The organism is Variovorax trehalosi, assembly GCF_051216415.1.
Taxonomy (GTDB): Bacteria; Pseudomonadota; Gammaproteobacteria; order Burkholderiales; family Burkholderiaceae_C; genus Variovorax.
This window is the reverse complement of the sequence record NZ_JBPJZG010000001.1, coordinates 648421-664481: the sequence shown is the minus strand read 5'-3', so window position 1 is coordinate 664481 and position 16061 is coordinate 648421. Positions and strand designations below refer to the sequence as shown.

The window sequence follows — 16061 nt, the reverse complement described above, 5'->3', positions numbered from 1 at the left end:
GAAAAAGAACATGGAGACCTCCCCCTTGACCCCCTCATCCGCATCGCCGCGCGCACGCCTCTTCCACGGCTGGCTCGTGGTCGCGGGCGCCTTCGCCGTGACCCTCGTGGGCTTTGGCAGCGCCTACACCTTCAGCGCATTTCTCGAATCGCTGCAGCGCGACTTCGGCGCCTCGCGCGGCTCGGTCTCGCTGGTGTTCTCGCTCGCGGGCTTTCTCTACTTCGGGCTCGGCGTGATCAGCGGCCCGCTGGCGGACCGATGGGGTTCCCGGCGGCTGGCGGTCGCGGGCATGGTGCTGGTCGGGTTGGGTCTGGCCCTCGCGGGGCAGGCGCAGAGCCTCACGCAGATCTACCTCGCGTACGGGCTCGGTGTGGGCCTGGGCGTGGGCGCGTCCTATGTGCCGGTGCTCGGCGCGGTGCAGCGCTGGTTCGTCAAGCGACGCGGGTTCGCCTCGGGGCTCGCGGTCAGTGGCATCGGCGTGGGCACGCTGGTGATGCCCCCGCTGGCGTCGCTCCTCATCGAGGCGATCGGATGGCGTCACGCCTACCTGGCGCTCGGCGTGCTCGCCGTGGTGGTGGGCGTGGGCATGGCGCTCCTGATCGAGAACGATCCACGCGACCGCGGGCTCGGCCCCGACGGCGATCCGCCGCAGCCACAAGCGCCATCGGCCGCACCGTCAGGCGCCACGGTGCGCGAAGCGGTGACGTCACGACGATTCGGCGGCCTCTACGCTGCGTGCCTCATCAGCTCGTTCGGCCTGTTCGTGCCCTTCGTCCACCTCGTGCCCTACGCGCTCGACCACGGCGTGCCGTCGACCTCGGCGGTGCTGCTGCTGGGCGCCATCGGCGTGGGCAGCACGGCCGGCCGCTTCTTCCTCGGCGGGCTGGCCGACCGCATCGGCCGCCAGCTCGCGCTGCCGCTGATGTCCGCGGGCATGGCGCTCTCTCTGGTGGTGTGGGCCGTGTCCGGCGGGCTCTGGGGACTGGCCGTGTTCGCGTTCGCCTATGGCGTGTTCTACGGCGGCTTCGTCGCCCTGCTGCCGGCGCTGGTGATGGACTACTTCGGCGGACGCAACATCAGCGCGATCATCGGCGTGCTCTACACCAGCGTGGCAGTAGGCACCCTCGTGGGGCCCAGCGCCGCGGGCTTCGCCTTCGACATCAGCCGCAGCTACCTGCTCCCGATCGTGGCCAGCATCGGCGCGAACCTCGTCGCGGCCGGCATCCTGCTGGCGATGGCCCGGCGGGATGCTTCGGTAAAACCGGCCGCGGCCGGACCGGCGCGGGGTACAGTCGGGAATGAACCCACAACCGCCCGCAGCCCCTAGCCCGCCTCCAGCGGCAGCCTCCGCACCCATCACAGAGGCCCAGGCGTTCACCCGGGCCTGGATGCTCTTCGTCGTGCTGGTCGCTGTCGTGCTGGGCGTCCTCTGGGCCGTGAAGGCCTACTTCATCTGACGCCCTAGCGGGCGCTCAGGTCCCACACGTCGTCCGCGGCATGCGCTGCCTCCCAGGCGCGCACCTTCTTCTTCGCACCGTCGAACAGCTTCACGTAATTGCCCACGCGCACCTTCTGGCTGATCTGCGGGCCCACCTTCTCGAACAACGGCGACGTGATCTTCGGCACGGCCATGTACTGGTCGAAGGTCATGCGCTTGCCCATCGAGACCGGCACGCCCTTCGGGTCGACCACGTTGCGGCTGTAGATCACGGTGTCCGAGCCCCACAGCACGCGGTCCTGGTAGCGGGTGACGAACTGCGCCCACTCGTCGGTGGTCGGCATGCCGGGCTCGGGCTTGATGAAGCGCTCCTGCACGATGTCCCATGAAATGTCGACGCTCCAGCCGGGGCAGGCGTCGAGCACGCGCGACACCATCTGCAGATGGTCGCGCGTGGGCTTCACGAAGCGCCCCAGGCCCGTGTGCGCCCAGATCACGCTGGCGCCCGGCGCCTGCACGCAGAGCTGCTTCAAGCCTGCCTCGTAGTTGTTCTGCGGGCGCAGCGCCTCCACCGTGCCGTCGTAGGTCACGTCGGCCGGGTAGATGTCGTTGTGCAGCGTGGCGACCAGGCCGGTCTCGGCCACCGTCTTCAGGATGTCCACCAGCGCGGGGCTGTAAAGCGAGAGCTTGCCGTCCTTCTCCGTCGTGTCGGGCGGCTGCTTGCCGCCCGCGGCGGTGTAGCTGATCGGGTCGCCCGCGATCTTGCGCGACACCAGCTCCTTGTGCACCGTGAACTCGCCAATGCCGGCGAAGGCGCCCGGGAAGGTCAGCAGCGCGCGCTTGATGTGCTGCGCGGCATAGCGGTCCATCGGGTTGAAGCCGGTGATCATCAAGTCGAGCCGGCTCTGCTCGGCCGGTGACAGCGTGAGGTATTCCTTCGCGTACATCGCATCGGCAAAGGCGTAGTAGTACAGCTCGGCCTTCGGTCCGAGGTAGTAGGTGGGCGCGACCTTGTCGCCGGCGTACTGCTCGAAGCCGTCCCATTTCTGCTGCAGCGGCAGCGGCATGACGGTGGAGCGCACCATGTCGTCCTTCATGTAGTCGCGCAGCAACTGCTTGAGCGACGCGCCCTGGTAGGCGTAGTTGGCAATGTGGAAGTGCGCGTCGGCAAACTTGCCGGGGCCTTCGGTGGCCGATGGCGGCGGCAGGGTCGAGCAACCCGCGACGAACGCGGCGCAGGCCGCCACGGTGGAGATGCGGCGAAGAGATGAAATGGGCATGGTGTGGCCTTGATGTGTTGCAGGGGAAATGTTTACGCAGATGCCAGCACGACAAGCACCTGCTCGTCGGTCACCATTTCGCCTTCGGCAGCCAGGATGCGCAGCACCGTGCCCGCGGCCGGTGCTTCCACCGGGATTTCCATCTTCATGGACTCCACGATCAGCAGCGTGTCGCCCTCCGCGACCTGCTGGCCTTCGGCGACCTCGAGTTTCCAGACACGGCCGCTGACGTCGGCCACGATGTTGTGTTCAGGCATGGGGATTTCCTCCGGTTGATTGCGTGCGGGTCGTTGACGGGAATTCGGGGGCGGCCACGCGCACGCCGATGGCGTCGAGCGCGCTGCGGATGCGCCGCACGAACGCGAGCGCGCCCGGCTGGTCGCCATGGATGCACAGCGTGTCGGCGCGCAGCGCGACCTCCTTGCCGCTGGCCGCACGCACCGTGCCGTGCTGCACCATCTGCAGCACCTGTGCGGTGGCCACGTCGGCGTCTTCGATCAGGGCGCCGGGCTGGCCGCGCGGCGACAGCGAACCGTCGTCCTGGTAGCTGCGATCGGCGAACACTTCGGCAGCGACCGGCAGGCCCAGGGCCTCGGCGGCGCAGATCATCTCGCTGCCGGCCAGGCCGAACAGCACCAGCCGCGGATCGACCTCGTGCACCGCACGTGCGATCGCATCCGCCAGGGCGCGGTCTTTCGCGGCCATGTTGTAGAGCGCGCCGTGTGCCTTCACATGGCTCAGCGCGCCGCCGGCCGCCTTCGCGAAGGCCCCGAGTGCGCCGACCTGGTAGACCACCATCGCGTAGACCTCGGACGGAGACACCTGCATCACGCGCCGCCCGAAACCCTGCAGGTCGGGCAGGCCCGGGTGCGCGCCGACCCGCACGCCGCGGTGCAATGCCGCCGCAACCACGCGGCGCATGGTCGACGGATCGCCCGCATGGAAGCCGCATGCGATGTTGGCCGAACTCACATGGTCGAGCAGCTCGATGTCGTTGCCCATCGCCCAGGCGCCGAAGCCCTCGCCCATGTCGCAGTTGATGTCGATGCGCAGCGCCTGTGTCATTGCGCCTCCCCGGCCGCGCGCACCAGGTTGCGCAGCCGCGCGAGGGCGCGCTCGCGCTCCAGGTAGAGCGCCTGCGCCGCCTCGAGCGAAATCGGCTCGAAGCGCAGCGCCTCTTGCGGCGCCAGCTGCGCGACCAATGGCAGGTCGACGCTGGCCACGCAGGCGATCTTGGGATAGCCGCCGGTGGTCTGCCGGTCGGCCATCAGCACGATCGGCTGGCCGTCGGGCGGCACCTGCACCGTGCCGAAGGCCACGCCCTCGGAGATCATTTCCATCGCATGCCGGCGCTCGAGCACCGGTCCTTCGAGCCGGAAGCCCATGCGGTCGGACTGCGGGCTGATGCGAAAGTCGGTCTGCACGAAGGCCTGCTGCGCTTCGTCGGTGAACAGCGCCCATTGCTGGCCCGCGATCACGCGCACCGGCACCGGCCCCGATGCCTGCGGTGCGAGGGGCGTCGCGTGGACCTCGGGTGGGTGAAGCTCGACGAAATCCCTGGCGCCCAAGCGGGCGACCGCCGCGGCGGAAACCGGCTGCACCCCGCCGACCTCCAGCAGGTCGCCCTTCTTCAGCGCCCGCCCCTGCAGCCCGCCGAACGCGCCGCGCACATAGGTGCTGCGGCTGTCCATCACCGGTTGCACCGCGAAGCCGCCGCGCACCGCGAGGTAGCTGCGCATGCCGCCGATGCGCTTGCCGAAATCCAGCCGCGCACCGGCGCGCACCCGCACGGCGCGGTTCATCGGCAGCTCGGCCTCGCCGATGCGTGCCGACAGGTTCGCGCCACACAGCGCGATCGCCTGGGTCTCGCGGAACAGCAGGCTCGGCCCCATCAGCGTGATTTCGAGCGTGGCCTCGTCTTCCTGGTTGCCTAGCAGCGCGTTGGCGCAGCGATGCGACCACTCGTCCATCGCGCCGCCGACCACCACGCCCAGGTGCTGGTAGCCATGGCGCCCCAAGTCCTGCAGCAGCGACAGCGCGCCGGGCTTGATGACTTCGATGGTGCTCATCGCTGGACCTCCGCGTTGCCGAAGGCGTCCGCCGATGCCGGCACGAAGCGGATGCGATCGCCGGGACGCAGCAGGCATGGCGATTCGGCCGCCGCATCGAACAGCTTCAGCGGCGTGCGGCCGATCACGTTCCATCCGCCCGGCGTTTCCAGCGAATAGATCGAGGTCTGGTCGCGTGCAATCGCCACGCTGCCCGCGGGAATGCGCGTGCGTGGCGTGCTGCGGCGCGGTACGGCGAGCGACGGATCGAGCCCGCCGATGTAGGGGAAGCCCGGCGCGAAGCCGAGCATGTAGACGAGGTGCTGCGACGCGACGTGGCGCGCGATCACCTCTTCGGCCCGCAGCCCGCAGGCGGCGGCGACCTCTTCGAGGTCGGGGCCGAACTCGCCGCCGTAGCAAACGGGGATGTCGACCGTGCGCGCATCCTCGTCGTGGTGGCGGATACCGCGCGCCAGCAAGGCGTCGAGCCGCCGGCGCAGCACGTCATAGGGCGAAGCGCCCTCCGCGAAGAACTCGGGGCGGTAATGCACGGCCACGGTGGTGAAGGCCGGCACCACGTCGACGATGCCCGCGATGGGCTCGTCGAGCAGTTCGCGCGCAAAGCTGCGCACGGTGGCGTTGACGGCTGGCTCCACGATCTGGCCGAATTCCACGATCAGGCTGCGGTCGCCCACCGGGGCGATGCGCCAGGGGGATGTGCTGGAAGAAGTCATCGGTCGCACCCTGGCGTTCAACCCGCCGTTGGCGCAGCACCCGCCATCGCTTCGAGCAGCCGCGCACGCTCGCGCTCGACCAGCCCGGTGTCGAGCCGCCCGGCCGCGAAGTCCTCGTGGCGGATCACCGCTTTCAGGAACGCGAGGTTGTTCTTCACACCCTCGATGCGGCTCGCCTCCAGCGCATCCAGCATCGCAGCGAGCGCCGCGTCGCGGGTCTCGCCCCAGACGATCATCTTGGCGATCATCGGGTCGTAGAAAGGCGTGATCACATCGCCCTGCCGCACGCCGGTGTCCACGCGCAGGTGGGGTCCGGCCGGCGGCAGTTGGAAAACATCGAGCGGACCCGGCGACGGGAAGAAGTTCTTCGCCGGGTTCTCCGCATAGAGCCGGCATTCGATGGCTGCGCCATGCGTCGCGATGTCCTCTTGCGCGATCTTCTCGAAGCCCGCGAGCGACGGCCCCGCGGCCGCCAGCTTGATCTGCTGCTGCACCAGGTCCCAGCCCGTCACCATCTCCGTGACCGGATGCTCGACCTGGATGCGCGTGTTCATCTCGAGAAAGAAGAATTCGAGCGAATCCGCATCCACGATGAATTCGACCGTGCCCGGACCGCGATAGCGCTGGTACGCGGCCAGCGCGGCGGCTGCCTTGGCCATGCGCGCGCGCAGTTCGGCCGGCACGCCCGGTGCGGGGCTCTCCTCGATGATCTTCTGGAAGCGCCGCTGGATCGAGCACTCGCGCTCGAACAGATGCACCGCGCTGCCGTCGCCGTAGCCGAACACCTGGATCTCCACATGGCGTGCCCTCGGCACATAGCGCTCCAGGTAGATCGTGCCGTCCTTGAACGACTTGGCAGCGAGTTGCTGCGTGGCCGATACCGAGGCCAGCAACTTCTCGGGCGCATCCACCAGCCGCATGCCGATGCCGCCGCCACCGCCCGTGGCCTTGACCAGCAGCGGATAGCCCACGGCCACAGCCGCTTCCTCGATGCCCGCCAGATCGTCGAGCGCGAAGCGCCGGCTGCCCGGCAGCGTCGGCACACCGGCGGCCTTGGCGATTTCGCGGGCGCGCTCCTTGTCGCCCATCTCCTCGATGCTCTGCGGCGTGGGGCCGATCCACACCACGCCTGCAGCCTCGGCGGCACGTGCGAACGCCGTGTTCTCCGAGAGGAAGCCGTAGCCCGGATGGACGCCTTCCGCGCCGTGCGCGACGGCGGCGGCCAGGATGCGCTCGTGGTTCAGGTAGCTCTCGGCCGGCGATGCGGGGCCGATGGCGACCGCATGGTCGGCCATCTCAACATGCAGCGCCTTCGCATCGGCTTCGGAATAGACAGCCACCGTCTCGATGCCGAGCGCCTTGCAAGCGCGGATGACGCGGCAGGCAATCTCGCCCCGGTTGGCAATGAGGATGCGCTTCATCGCTTCAATCCTCCGAGGTGAGTTCGAGCCCGCCCGTTTCAGGCAGCAGCAGCGACGCAACGATCACCAGCAGGTAGCCGCCCGCTGCCATGTAGCCAATGGCAATGCCCAGCGGCATCGAGGTGCTCATGTAGCCGATGAGCGCTGGGCAGATCGAGCCGACCGCGCGGCCGAAGTTGTAGCAAAAGCCCTGGCCCGAGCCCCGCACGCGGCTGGGGAACAGCTCGCTCAGATAGGCCCCCATGCCCGAGAAGATGCCCGAGAGAAAGAAGCCGAGCGGAAAGCCGAGCACCAGCATCATTGCGTCGGTGATCGGGATCTGCGTGTACGCGATCACCAGCAGCCCGGCGCACAGCGCGAACAGCATGAAGCAGCGGCGCCGGCCCAGCTTGTCGGACAGCCATGCGCTCGTGAGGTAGCCCACGAAGGAGCCGAGGATCAGCACCAGCAGGTAGCCGCTGGTGTTGAACACCGAGAGGTTGCGCTCCATCTTCAGGTACGTCGGCAGCCAGGTGGTCACCGCGTAGTAGGCGCCCTGCATCCCGGTGGCCAGCAGGCTCGCGAGGATCGTGGTCTTGAGCAGCTTGGGAGAAAAGATCTCCAGGAAATTGCCCTTGTCGCCCTCCTTCGCCATGCGCGCACGGGTCTGGTGATAGACCTCGGGGTCGCTGATGTTGCGACGGATGTAGAGGATCAACAGCGCCGGCAGCACGCCGATCCAGAACAGCACGCGCCAAGCGAGCGCCGGTTCCAGCAAGGCATACACCGCCCAGAACGCGATGGCCGAGACGCCCCAGCCCACGGCCCAGCTGCTTTGCACCAGCCCCACGGCCTTGCCACGGTGGCGCGCCTGGATCATCTCGGCGATCAGCACCGAGCCCACCGACCACTCGCCGCCGAAGCCCAGCCCCTGCAGCGCGCGGGTGACGAAGAGCTGCTCGGGCGATTGCGTGAAGCCGCTCAAAAAGGTGAAGAAGCTGAACCACAGCACCGTGAGCTGCAGGATGCGAACGCGGCCATATTTGTCGGCCAGGATGCCCGCGAGCCAGCCGCCGATGGCCGAGGTGACCAGCGCGCCGGTCGCGATGTAGCCGGCTTCGGTTTTCGTCATGCCCCACACCAGGATCAGCGTGGGGATCATGAAGGTGTAGATCATGTAGTCGAACGCATCGACGCCGTAGCCGGCGAAGGCGGCGACCAGCGTCCGGCGCTCCTGGGGTTTGGTTTCCTGCAGCCACATGGTGGAAATCCTCTAGGTGATGAAAAACAGGTGTCGAAGAACGAGGCGAGTGCTCAGGCGAACGGCAGATCGCGATTGAGCATGTCGGTGACCAGCATGTACCCCGGCGAGTGCGTGATGCACAGCGCGGGCTTGGCAGCCATCACCACCGCCTGGGGCGTCACGCCGCAGGCCCAGAACACGGGCAGTTCGTCGGGCGCGATGCGCACCGCATCGCCGAAGTCGGGCTTCGCGATGTCGGCAATGCCGATCAGCGCCGGGTCGCCGATGTGCACCGGCGCGCCGTGCACCTTGGGCACGCGCGCGGTGATCTGCACCGCGCGAATCGCGTCGGCCGCCTTCATCGGCCGCATCGACACCACCATCGGCCCGTGGAAGGGGCCGGCCGGCACGGTCTGGATGTTCGTCCTGTACATGGCCACGTTCTTGCCCTCGTCCACATGGCGCAGCGGAATGCCCGCATCGATGAGGCCATGCTCGAACGAGAACGAGCAGCCCAGAACGAAGGCCACGAAATCGCCCTGCCAGAGGGCCTTCAGGTCGTTCACCTCGTCCACCAGCACGCCTTCGCGATAGACGCGGTAGGCGGGCACGTCGGTGCGGATGTCGATGTCGCGGCCCAGCGTGGGCAACTGCGGGTTGCCGGGCTGGCCGACCGCCAGCAACGGGCACGGTTTGGGATTGCTCTGGCAGAAGCGCATGAAGTCCGAGGCCAGGTCCAGCGGCAAGATCGCCAGATTGCCCTGCACGTGCGCAGGAGCCAGCCCGCTCGTGTGGCGGCGCCAGCGGCCGGCGCGGATGGCCTGCCGCGCCTCGTAGGCGTCTTCGAATGTCTCGTCGGGCGCCTGCACGGCACTGCCCGTATCCACCAATTCCATTGCGTACCTCTTGATGTCATGCTTTTGTGCTGGTGCAGGACTTGCATGCCGGCACACCGTCAATGGGGGGCGATGAAATCACGGCACGCCGATGACGTCGACTCAGAAATTGTTCGAACCCTCGATAAGATTTTTTTAAGAACCGCCTTGCACCGAACACCGACGGACCGATGAACACACGCTTTCTGGAGACGCTGGTCGTCCTTTCCCGCCTGAAGAGCTTTCGCGAGACCGCGCAGGTACTGCACACCACGCAGGCGGCCGCATCTCAGCGCATTGCAGCTCTGGAAGACGAACTAGGGGTTTTCCTTGTTGACCGTTCGAATCGCACCCTGACCCTCACGCCCGTCGGCGAACAGGTGGTGCGACAGGCCGAGCGCATGCTCGCGCTGGAGCGCGAGCTCAAGCTCTCGACACAGCCCGATGCGCCACCCGCCGGGCGCGTGCGCATCGGCGTGATCGAGACCGTGGTCCATACCTGGCTCACGCCGCTGATCCACGGGCTCACGCGGCGCTTTCCCGCGGTGGACCCGGACATCACCGTCGAGCCCGCGCGCAACCTGCGGGAGCAGTTCCGCCAGCACAAGCTCGACCTCTTGATCCAGAACGATCCCGTCGAGGAAGCGGCCGGCAACATGGAGCTCGAAGTGACGCCGCTGTCGCGCTTTCCGATCCGCTGGATCGCGCGGCCCGACGTATGGCCCACGCGAGACGTGCTGACGCTCGAAGACCTCGAACGCATTCCCGTGCTGACCTATGTGCGCACCTCCAGCCCGCACGCGCACATCCGCGCGCTGTTCGCGGGACGCGAGGCCGAGCCGCGCATCTGCAGCTTTCCGTCGGTGCAGTCGATCGTGCAGCTCGTGAAGGAAGGCTTCGGCGTGGCGGCGATTCCACCGATCTTCGTGCAGCGCGAGATCGAGGCCGGGGACCTGAAGCTCTGCGAGGGGCCCGCCCTGCCGCCGCTGGTCGTGACGGTGACGCGGCCGAGGGAGTCGTCGCCCGCCGTGGCGGCGGTCGACACCATCATCCGGGAGGTGGTGGCGAGCTACTGCAAGGCTGCGGGCCCGCCATGGGCCACCAACCTGCAAGAGGAGCCCGAGGAAGCCTCGCCCCTCACCGGCACCTGATCAGGAAGCCTTCTGCACCAGCTTCAGCACGCTGGAGAAGTCCAGCGCGCCGTGGCCCGCAAGGCTGTGCGCCGCATACAGGCTGCGCGCCAGGCCGCCCAGGGGCGTGGCGGCGCGCACGGCGGCCGCGTTCTCTTGCGCCAGACCCAGGTCCTTGAGCATCAGGTCGGTACCGAAGCCGCCCGCGTAGTTCTTCGAGGCGGGCGACGTTTCCATCACGCCCGGCATCGGGTTGTACTTCTCGAGCGCCCAGTTGCCGCCCGAGCTGCGGCGCATGATTTCGGAGAGCACCTTCGGATCGAGCCCGTTGGCCACGCCAAGCGCCAGCGCCTCGGAGGTGCCGATCATCAAAATGCCGAGCAGCATGTTGTTGCAAATCTTCGCGGTCTGGCCCGCACCGGCTGCACCGGCGTGGAAGATGTTGGCGCCCATCTTCTCGAGCACCGGGCGCGCGCGCTCCAGGTCTTTGGTCTCGCCGCCGACCATGAAGGTCAGCGTGCCGGCGATCGCGCCGCCGGTGCCGCCCGACACGGGTGCGTCGATCATCGCCACGCCCTTGGCAGCGGCCGCCTCGGCCACCTTGCGCGACGTGGCGGCGGCGATGGTGCTGCTGTCGATCACGAGCGTGCCGGCCTTGATGCTCTCCAGCAGGCCGGGCTTGCCCGCGCCGCCGAGGAACAGGCCCTCGACGTGCGCGCTGGCCGGCAGCATGCTGATCACGACTTCGGCGTCGGCGACGGTCTCGGCCGCCGACTTGGCAATGGGCAGGCCCTCGGCGCCGAACTTCTTGCAGGCCTCAGCCGAGAGGTCGAAGGCGCTGAGCGTGTGGCCGGCCTTGAGCAGGTTCAAGGCCATCGGGCCGCCCATGTTGCCGAGGCCGATGAATGCGATCTTCATGTGTTTGTCTCCGTTGTCTTTATGAATGCGGTGTCAGACCAGCGAGGCCAGCTCCGCCGGCATTTCGCCGCGCGGACGCAGGTGGTCGTCGATGAAGGCGGGCGTGATCTCTTCGATGGTCGCGGGGTTCCAGCGCGGATTGCGGTCCTTGTCGATCAGTACCGCGCGGATGCCCTCGGCAAAGTCCTTGTGCGCGCAGAAGCCCAGCGACGCCCAGTACTCGAGCCGGAACACTTCCGCCAGAGACATGCGGTGCACGCGCTGCCAGAGCTCGAAGCTCAGCGCAGCCGAACTCGGCGCGCCCTTCACAAAGGTCTTGGAGGCGCTTTGCAGCCAGGGATCCTCGCTCTGCAGGCCACGCAGGCGGTTGGCGATGTCGAGCAGGTCGTCGCCGGCCATCAGCGCGTTGATGGTGTCGTAGTGCTCGCGCACCTTCGAAGCCGGCATCTCGGCACCTTCGCCGGCCTTGGCGAGGATGCGCGAGAGCGTGGCTCGGTCGGCCTTGCTCTCGCCGGCCCACGATGCCGCGGCGATGGCTTCGAGCACCTGGCTCTTGCGCTCCTGCGGCACCAGCACGTCGGCGAGGCCGCAGAAGATCGCATCGGCGGCATTCAGGTTCGCTGCGGTGAGCGCCAGGAACAGGCCGGTGCGGCCGGGCGTGCGGCGCAGGAACCAGCTGCCGCCCACATCGGGGTACAGGCCGATGGCGATCTCGGGCATCGCGATGCGGCTCTGCGTCGTCACCACACGGTGCGAGCAGCCCGACATCAGGCCCACACCGCCGCCCATCACGATGCCGTGGCCCCAGCAGAGGAAAGGCTTGGGGAAGGTGTGGATCAGGTAGTCGAGCTCGTACTCTTCGCGGAAGAAGTCTTCGGCGTAGGTGTTGCGCGCGGGGCCGCATTCGAGCAGCGTCTGGTAGAGCTGGCGCAAGTCGCCGCCGGCGCAGAAGGCTTTCTCGCCGGCCGCCTGCATCAGCACGCCGACGATGCCGTCGTCCTTCGCCCATTCGCGCAGCTTGGGCGTGAGCAGGCGGACCATGTCCACGGACAGCGCATTGAGCGAGGCCGGGGCATTGAGCGTGGCAACGCCGAAGCGCTTGCCGCCGGCGGTCTTGATTTCGTCGAAGAGAACTACGGAGTCGGTCATTGTCTTGAGGGGTTCTGGGTGCGGGGCGTCAGCGGATATCGCTGTCCCCTTCCAGCAATTTTCGCGCAACGATCACTCGCATGATTTCGTTGGTGCCTTCGAGGATCTGGTGCACGCGGGTATCGCGCACCAGGCGCTCCAGCGGGAACTCGCTCAGGTAGCCGTAGCCGCCGTGCAGCTGCAACGCGTCGTTGCAGACTTTGAAGCCCGCATCGGTCGCGAAACGCTTGGCCATGGCGCAGTAGGTGCTGGCGTCGGCATGGCCCGCATCGAGCTTGCTCGCGGCCAGCCGCACCATCTGCCGCGCCGCGACCAACTCGGTCGCCATGTCGGCCAGCTTGAACTGCAGCGCCTGGAAGCTCGCGATCGGCTTGCCGAACTGCTGGCGCTCGTGCAGGTAGCGGCGCGCCGCATCGAGTGCGCCCTGCGCCGCGCCCACCGAGCAGGTCGCGATGTTGATGCGCCCGCCGTCGAGCCCCTTCATCGCGATGCGGAAGCCCTCGCCTTCCTTGCCCAGCAGGTTCTGCGCGGGAATGCGCACGTTGTCGAAGTTGATGGTGCGCGTGGGCTGGCTGTTCCAGCCCATCTTGTGTTCCTTCTTGCCGTAGCTCACGCCGGGTGCGTCGGCCGGCACGGCGAAGGCCGAGATGCCACTCGCACCCGCGCCGCCGGTGCGCGCCATCAGCACCAGCACGTCGGTCGCGCCAGCGCCCGAGATGAAGGCCTTGCCGCCGTTGATGACGTACTCGGCGCCTTGCAGCTCGGCGCGCGTCTTGAGCGAGCCCGCATCGGAGCCGGCGCCCGGCTCGGTGAGGCAATAGGAGGCGAGCTTGCGCCCGCTCGTGAGGTCTTCGCCCCACTGCGCGGCCACTGCATCGGTCGCCCAGGTGCCGAGCATCCACGTCGCCATGTTGTGGATCGTGATGAAGGCCGTGGTCGACGGGTCGACCGCGGCCATCTCCTCGAACACCAGCGCTGAATCGAGCCGCGGCAACCCGAGGCCGCCGACGCGCTCGGGTGCGTACAGGCCGCAGAAACCCAACTCGCCGGCCTTGGCGATGGCCTCCTTGGGGAAGATCGCCTCGGCGTCCCACTGCGCCGCGTGAGGCGCGAACTCGGCCTGCGCAAAGTCGCGCGCACTCTGTGCGAAGGCGCGCTGCTCTTCGGAAAGTTCGAAGTCCATCCGGCGGACTTCTTACTTGAGACTGATCGTGGTGTTGACGCCTTGCGAGACGGTGCTGTCGTCGAACCAGCGGGCCGTCACGGTCTTGGTCTGCGTGTAGAACATGATGACCTGCTTGCCGTACGGACCGAGGTCGCCGAGCTTCGAGGCGCGCGAACCGGTGAACGAGAACATCGGCACCGGCACCGGGATCGGCACGTTGATGCCGACCTGGCCCACGTCGATGTCTTCCTGGAAGCGGCGGGCCGCGGCGCCCGACTGCGTGAAGATCGCCGTGCCGTTGCCGTTCGGGTTGCTGTTGATGAGTTCGATGGCTTCGTCGATGGTCTCGGCGTCGGCAATGCACAGCACGGGACCGAACACTTCCTGGTCATAGATCGTCATGCCAGGCTTCACGCCGGTGAAGATCGTCGGGCCGACGAAGTTGCCCTTCTCGTAGCCGGGCACAGTGGGCTTGCGGCCGTCGAGCACGAGCTTGGCGCCGTCGGCTTCACCGCGTTCGATGAGGCTGTTGACGCGGTCGTACGCGGCACAGGAAACCAGCGGGCCCACGTCTACGCCCTTCTCGGTGCCGGCACCGATCTTCAGCGTCCTGGCCTTGGCAATCAGCTCGGGCACCCAGTTGCGGGCCTCGCCCACCAGCACGGCCACCGACACCGCCATGCAGCGCTGGCCGGCTGCGCCGAAGCTCGCGCCTGCGAGTGCATTGAGCGTCTGCTCCTTGTTCGCGTCGGGCATCACGATGGCGTGGTTCTTCGCGCCCATCATGCATTGCGCGCGCTTGCCATTCAGCGTGGCGCGGTTGTAGACGTGCGTGCCGACCTTGGTCGAGCCGACGAAGCTGATCGCCTTGATGTCCTTGTGGTCGCAGATGCCGTTGACGATGGCTTCGCCGCCGTGAATCACGTTCAGCACGCCCGGCGGGATGCCGGCTTCGAGCGCCAGTTCGCACAGGCGCATGGTGACCATCGGGTCTTGTTCGGAGGGCTTGAGCACGAAGGTGTTGCCCGTGACGATGGCCATCGGGAACATCCACAGCGGAATCATCGCGGGGAAGTTGAACGGCGTGATGCCGGCGCACACGCCCAGCGGCTGCAGCAGCGTGTAGGTGTCGACGCCGTTGGCCACGTTGTTGGCGAGCTCGCCGAGTTGCAGGTTGCCGATGTTGGAGGCGTGCTCCACCACTTCGAGGCCGCGGAACACATCGCCCTCTGCGTCCGGCAGGGTCTTGCCTTGCTCAGCGGTGAGGATGGCGGCGAGTTCGCCCATGTTCTCGCGGATGAGCTGCTGCAGCTTCAGGAAGATGCGGGCGCGCGCGCCGACGGGGGTCTTGCGCCAGGTCTTGAAGGCCTCCTTGGCGGAGGCCACGGCGGCATCGAGCTCGGCCTGCGTCGCGAAGGGCACGCGGGCCAGCACCTGCTGCGTGGCCGGGTTGACGATGTCGCGCCATTCGGTGGTCTTGGATTCGACGAGCTTGCCGCCGATCAAGAGCTTGACGGTGGCGATCTGGGTCGAGGGCGTGGTGGTGGCGTCCATGGGGTTTGTCTCCTGTGAATCTCTGGAAAGCGATGCCGGTCAGGGCCGGTGCAGCCCGCATCCTAGCTTTGCAGATTTGCTATGACAATAGACAAATATGCGCCATGGCTTTGCAAAAATGCAGAGCCTTAACACGGAGGCACGCAAGCACATGGACTGGGACAACCTGCGCTACTTTCTCGAACTCGCCCGCTCAGGCACGCTGATGAGTGCGGCACGCCGGCTCGAGGTGGACCACACCACGGTCGCGCGGCGCATCCAGGCGCTCGAAAAGGAAGTCGGCGCCCCGCTCTTCTCGCGCGAGTCGGGCGGCCACCGGCTCACCGAGGCGGGCCGCCGGCTGCAGCCGCAGGTCGAGGCGATGGAGAGCGCCTTCCAGGCCGTGGAGAGCACCGCGCCGGCCTCGCAAGAGGGCCTGTCGGGGCTGGTGCGCATCGGCGCGACCGAGGGCTTCGGCACGGTGGTGCTCGCGCCGCAACTCGCGCTCTTCGCGCTGCAGCACCCCAAGCTCACCATCGACCTGCTGGCGATGCCGCGGCTGGTGCACCTGTCGCGGCGCGAGGCCGACATCGTGATCTCGCTCGAGCGTCCGGCGCGCGGGCCGGTGGTGGTGACCAAGCTCACGGACTACACGCTGCGGCTCTATGCGTCGAAGCAGTACCTGGCGGCGCACAAGCCGATCAAGACGCGCGAGGACCTGCGCGGCCACACCTTCATCAGCTATGTGGACGACCTGCTGTTCAGCAAGGAACTGCAGTACCTCGATGAACTGCACCGGCCCGATGCGTTCGCGTTGCGCAGCACCAGCGTGCTTGCGCAGCACCGGGCGGTGGTGGCGGGTGCGGGGATTGCGGTGTTGCCGGCGTTCGTGGCCGAGGGCGACAGCGCGCTGCGACCGGTGCTCGCAGGCCAGGCGAACTTCACGCGCACCTTCTGGATGTCGATGCCGGCGGAGACCAAGCACCTCGTGCGCATGCAGACCGTGTGGAACTTCCTGTGCGAGACGGCAGAGGCGCAGCAGCCGGTGCTACTGCCGCAGAATGCGGGAAAACCGGAGGACAAGGCAGGCGCACCGCAACGGCCGCCGCGTCCGCGCAAACCGACTCTGTAGCCATCGAGGAAACACG

At 67.6% G+C, this 16061-nt stretch carries 16 protein-coding genes; 4 read left to right on the top strand and 12 right to left on the bottom strand.

Annotation, left to right across the window (positions count from 1 at the left end):
• Positions 1-10: 10 nt before the first annotated feature.
• Entirely contained in the window at positions 11-1327 is a 1317-nt protein-coding gene (locus tag ACSFA7_RS03145; protein WP_435498028.1) for an MFS transporter, read from the top strand.
• On the top strand, positions 1299-1457 hold the full coding sequence (locus tag ACSFA7_RS03140; RefSeq protein ID WP_206178577.1) for a hypothetical protein: 159 nt from the start codon (positions 1299-1301) through the stop codon (positions 1455-1457). Before ACSFA7_RS03145 ends, ACSFA7_RS03140 begins: the two co-directional genes overlap by 29 nt.
• Positions 1458-1461: 4 nt before the next feature.
• On the opposite strand, the gene ACSFA7_RS03135 is transcribed toward ACSFA7_RS03140, so the two are convergent.
• Genes ACSFA7_RS03135 through ACSFA7_RS03100 form a run of 8 tightly spaced genes read right to left on the bottom strand, consistent with a single transcriptional unit; the run spans position 1462 to position 9039 of the window.
• Entirely contained in the window at positions 1462-2718 is a 1257-nt protein-coding gene (locus ACSFA7_RS03135) for a hypothetical protein (RefSeq protein ID WP_435498027.1), read from the bottom strand.
• 32 nt (positions 2719-2750) lie between these two features.
• The gene (locus tag ACSFA7_RS03130) at positions 2751-2975 is read right to left on the bottom strand and encodes an acyl-CoA carboxylase biotin carboxyl carrier protein subunit (RefSeq protein ID WP_435498026.1); all 225 of its coding nucleotides are present in this window, start codon (positions 2973-2975) and stop codon (positions 2751-2753) included.
• The gene (locus tag ACSFA7_RS03125) at positions 2968-3783 is read right to left on the bottom strand and encodes a LamB/YcsF family protein (RefSeq protein WP_435498025.1); all 816 of its coding nucleotides are present in this window, start codon (positions 3781-3783) and stop codon (positions 2968-2970) included. Before ACSFA7_RS03125 ends, ACSFA7_RS03130 begins: the two co-directional genes overlap by 8 nt.
• Complete coding sequence (locus tag ACSFA7_RS03120) at positions 3780-4787, bottom strand: 5-oxoprolinase subunit C family protein (protein ID WP_435498024.1); 1008 nt, start codon at positions 4785-4787, stop codon at positions 3780-3782. The genes ACSFA7_RS03125 and ACSFA7_RS03120 overlap by 4 nt, the downstream gene beginning before the upstream one ends.
• A complete protein-coding gene (gene pxpB / locus ACSFA7_RS03115; RefSeq protein ID WP_435498023.1) occupies positions 4784-5500 on the bottom strand; it encodes a 5-oxoprolinase subunit PxpB in 717 nt (238 codons plus the stop codon). The genes ACSFA7_RS03120 and pxpB overlap by 4 nt, the downstream gene beginning before the upstream one ends.
• A 17-nt stretch (positions 5501-5517) precedes the next feature.
• Positions 5518-6921, bottom strand: coding sequence for an acetyl-CoA carboxylase biotin carboxylase subunit (locus ACSFA7_RS03110; protein WP_435498022.1), 1404 nt, complete (start codon positions 6919-6921; stop codon positions 5518-5520).
• Between the two features lie 4 nt (positions 6922-6925).
• Positions 6926-8161 (bottom strand): MFS transporter, encoded by a 1236-nt coding sequence (locus ACSFA7_RS03105; RefSeq protein WP_435498021.1) that lies wholly within the window; start codon positions 8159-8161, stop codon positions 6926-6928.
• Between the two features lie 53 nt (positions 8162-8214).
• Positions 8215-9039, bottom strand: coding sequence for a putative hydro-lyase (locus tag ACSFA7_RS03100; RefSeq protein WP_435498020.1), 825 nt, complete (start codon positions 9037-9039; stop codon positions 8215-8217).
• 170 nt (positions 9040-9209) lie between these two features.
• Here ACSFA7_RS03100 and ACSFA7_RS03095 point away from each other — a divergent pair, with 170 nt between their 5' ends.
• Entirely contained in the window at positions 9210-10169 is a 960-nt protein-coding gene (locus ACSFA7_RS03095) for a LysR family transcriptional regulator (RefSeq protein WP_435498019.1), read from the top strand.
• On the opposite strand, the gene mmsB is transcribed toward ACSFA7_RS03095, so the two are convergent.
• The 4 genes from mmsB to ACSFA7_RS03075 are packed head-to-tail and all read right to left on the bottom strand — an operon-like array spanning position 10170 to position 14934.
• Positions 10170-11066 (bottom strand): 3-hydroxyisobutyrate dehydrogenase, encoded by an 897-nt coding sequence (gene mmsB / locus ACSFA7_RS03090; protein WP_435498018.1) that lies wholly within the window; start codon positions 11064-11066, stop codon positions 10170-10172.
• Positions 11067-11099: 33 nt separating this feature from the next.
• Positions 11100-12215, bottom strand: a complete 1116-nt coding sequence (locus ACSFA7_RS03085) for an enoyl-CoA hydratase/isomerase family protein (RefSeq protein ID WP_435498017.1) — start codon at positions 12213-12215, stop codon at positions 11100-11102.
• A gap of 28 nt (positions 12216-12243) precedes the next feature.
• On the bottom strand, positions 12244-13398 hold the full coding sequence (locus tag ACSFA7_RS03080; RefSeq protein ID WP_435498016.1) for an acyl-CoA dehydrogenase family protein: 1155 nt from the start codon (positions 13396-13398) through the stop codon (positions 12244-12246).
• Positions 13399-13410: 12 nt separating this feature from the next.
• The gene (locus tag ACSFA7_RS03075) at positions 13411-14934 is read right to left on the bottom strand and encodes a CoA-acylating methylmalonate-semialdehyde dehydrogenase (protein WP_435498015.1); all 1524 of its coding nucleotides are present in this window, start codon (positions 14932-14934) and stop codon (positions 13411-13413) included.
• 151 nt (positions 14935-15085) lie between these two features.
• On the opposite strand from ACSFA7_RS03075, the gene ACSFA7_RS03070 reads away from it, so the two are divergent.
• The gene (locus tag ACSFA7_RS03070; protein ID WP_435498882.1) at positions 15086-16045 is read left to right on the top strand and encodes a LysR family transcriptional regulator; all 960 of its coding nucleotides are present in this window, start codon (positions 15086-15088) and stop codon (positions 16043-16045) included.
• Positions 16046-16061 lie beyond the last annotated feature (16 nt).

Excerpts from the sequence above, each read along its gene's own strand:
- ACSFA7_RS03145 (WP_435498028.1), top strand. The coding sequence starts at position 11 with ATGGAGACCTCCCCCTTGACCCCCTCATCCGCATCGCCGCGCGCACGC.
- ACSFA7_RS03140 (WP_206178577.1), top strand. The coding sequence starts at position 1,299 with ATGAACCCACAACCGCCCGCAGCCCCTAGCCCGCCTCCAGCGGCAGCC.
- ACSFA7_RS03135 (WP_435498027.1), bottom strand. The coding sequence starts at position 2,718 with ATGCCCATTTCATCTCTTCGCCGCATCTCCACCGTGGCGGCCTGCGCC.
- ACSFA7_RS03130 (WP_435498026.1), bottom strand. The coding sequence starts at position 2,975 with ATGCCTGAACACAACATCGTGGCCGACGTCAGCGGCCGTGTCTGGAAA.
- ACSFA7_RS03125 (WP_435498025.1), bottom strand. The coding sequence starts at position 3,783 with ATGACACAGGCGCTGCGCATCGACATCAACTGCGACATGGGCGAGGGC.
- ACSFA7_RS03120 (WP_435498024.1), bottom strand. The coding sequence starts at position 4,787 with ATGAGCACCATCGAAGTCATCAAGCCCGGCGCGCTGTCGCTGCTGCAG.
- pxpB (WP_435498023.1), bottom strand. The coding sequence starts at position 5,500 with ATGACTTCTTCCAGCACATCCCCCTGGCGCATCGCCCCGGTGGGCGAC.
- ACSFA7_RS03110 (WP_435498022.1), bottom strand. The coding sequence starts at position 6,921 with ATGAAGCGCATCCTCATTGCCAACCGGGGCGAGATTGCCTGCCGCGTC.
- ACSFA7_RS03105 (WP_435498021.1), bottom strand. The coding sequence starts at position 8,161 with ATGTGGCTGCAGGAAACCAAACCCCAGGAGCGCCGGACGCTGGTCGCC.
- ACSFA7_RS03100 (WP_435498020.1), bottom strand. The coding sequence starts at position 9,039 with ATGGAATTGGTGGATACGGGCAGTGCCGTGCAGGCGCCCGACGAGACA.
- ACSFA7_RS03095 (WP_435498019.1), top strand. The coding sequence starts at position 9,210 with ATGAACACACGCTTTCTGGAGACGCTGGTCGTCCTTTCCCGCCTGAAG.
- mmsB (WP_435498018.1), bottom strand. The coding sequence starts at position 11,066 with ATGAAGATCGCATTCATCGGCCTCGGCAACATGGGCGGCCCGATGGCC.
- ACSFA7_RS03085 (WP_435498017.1), bottom strand. The coding sequence starts at position 12,215 with ATGACCGACTCCGTAGTTCTCTTCGACGAAATCAAGACCGCCGGCGGC.
- ACSFA7_RS03080 (WP_435498016.1), bottom strand. The coding sequence starts at position 13,398 with ATGGACTTCGAACTTTCCGAAGAGCAGCGCGCCTTCGCACAGAGTGCG.
- ACSFA7_RS03075 (WP_435498015.1), bottom strand. The coding sequence starts at position 14,934 with ATGGACGCCACCACCACGCCCTCGACCCAGATCGCCACCGTCAAGCTC.
- ACSFA7_RS03070 (WP_435498882.1), top strand. The coding sequence starts at position 15,086 with ATGGACTGGGACAACCTGCGCTACTTTCTCGAACTCGCCCGCTCAGGC.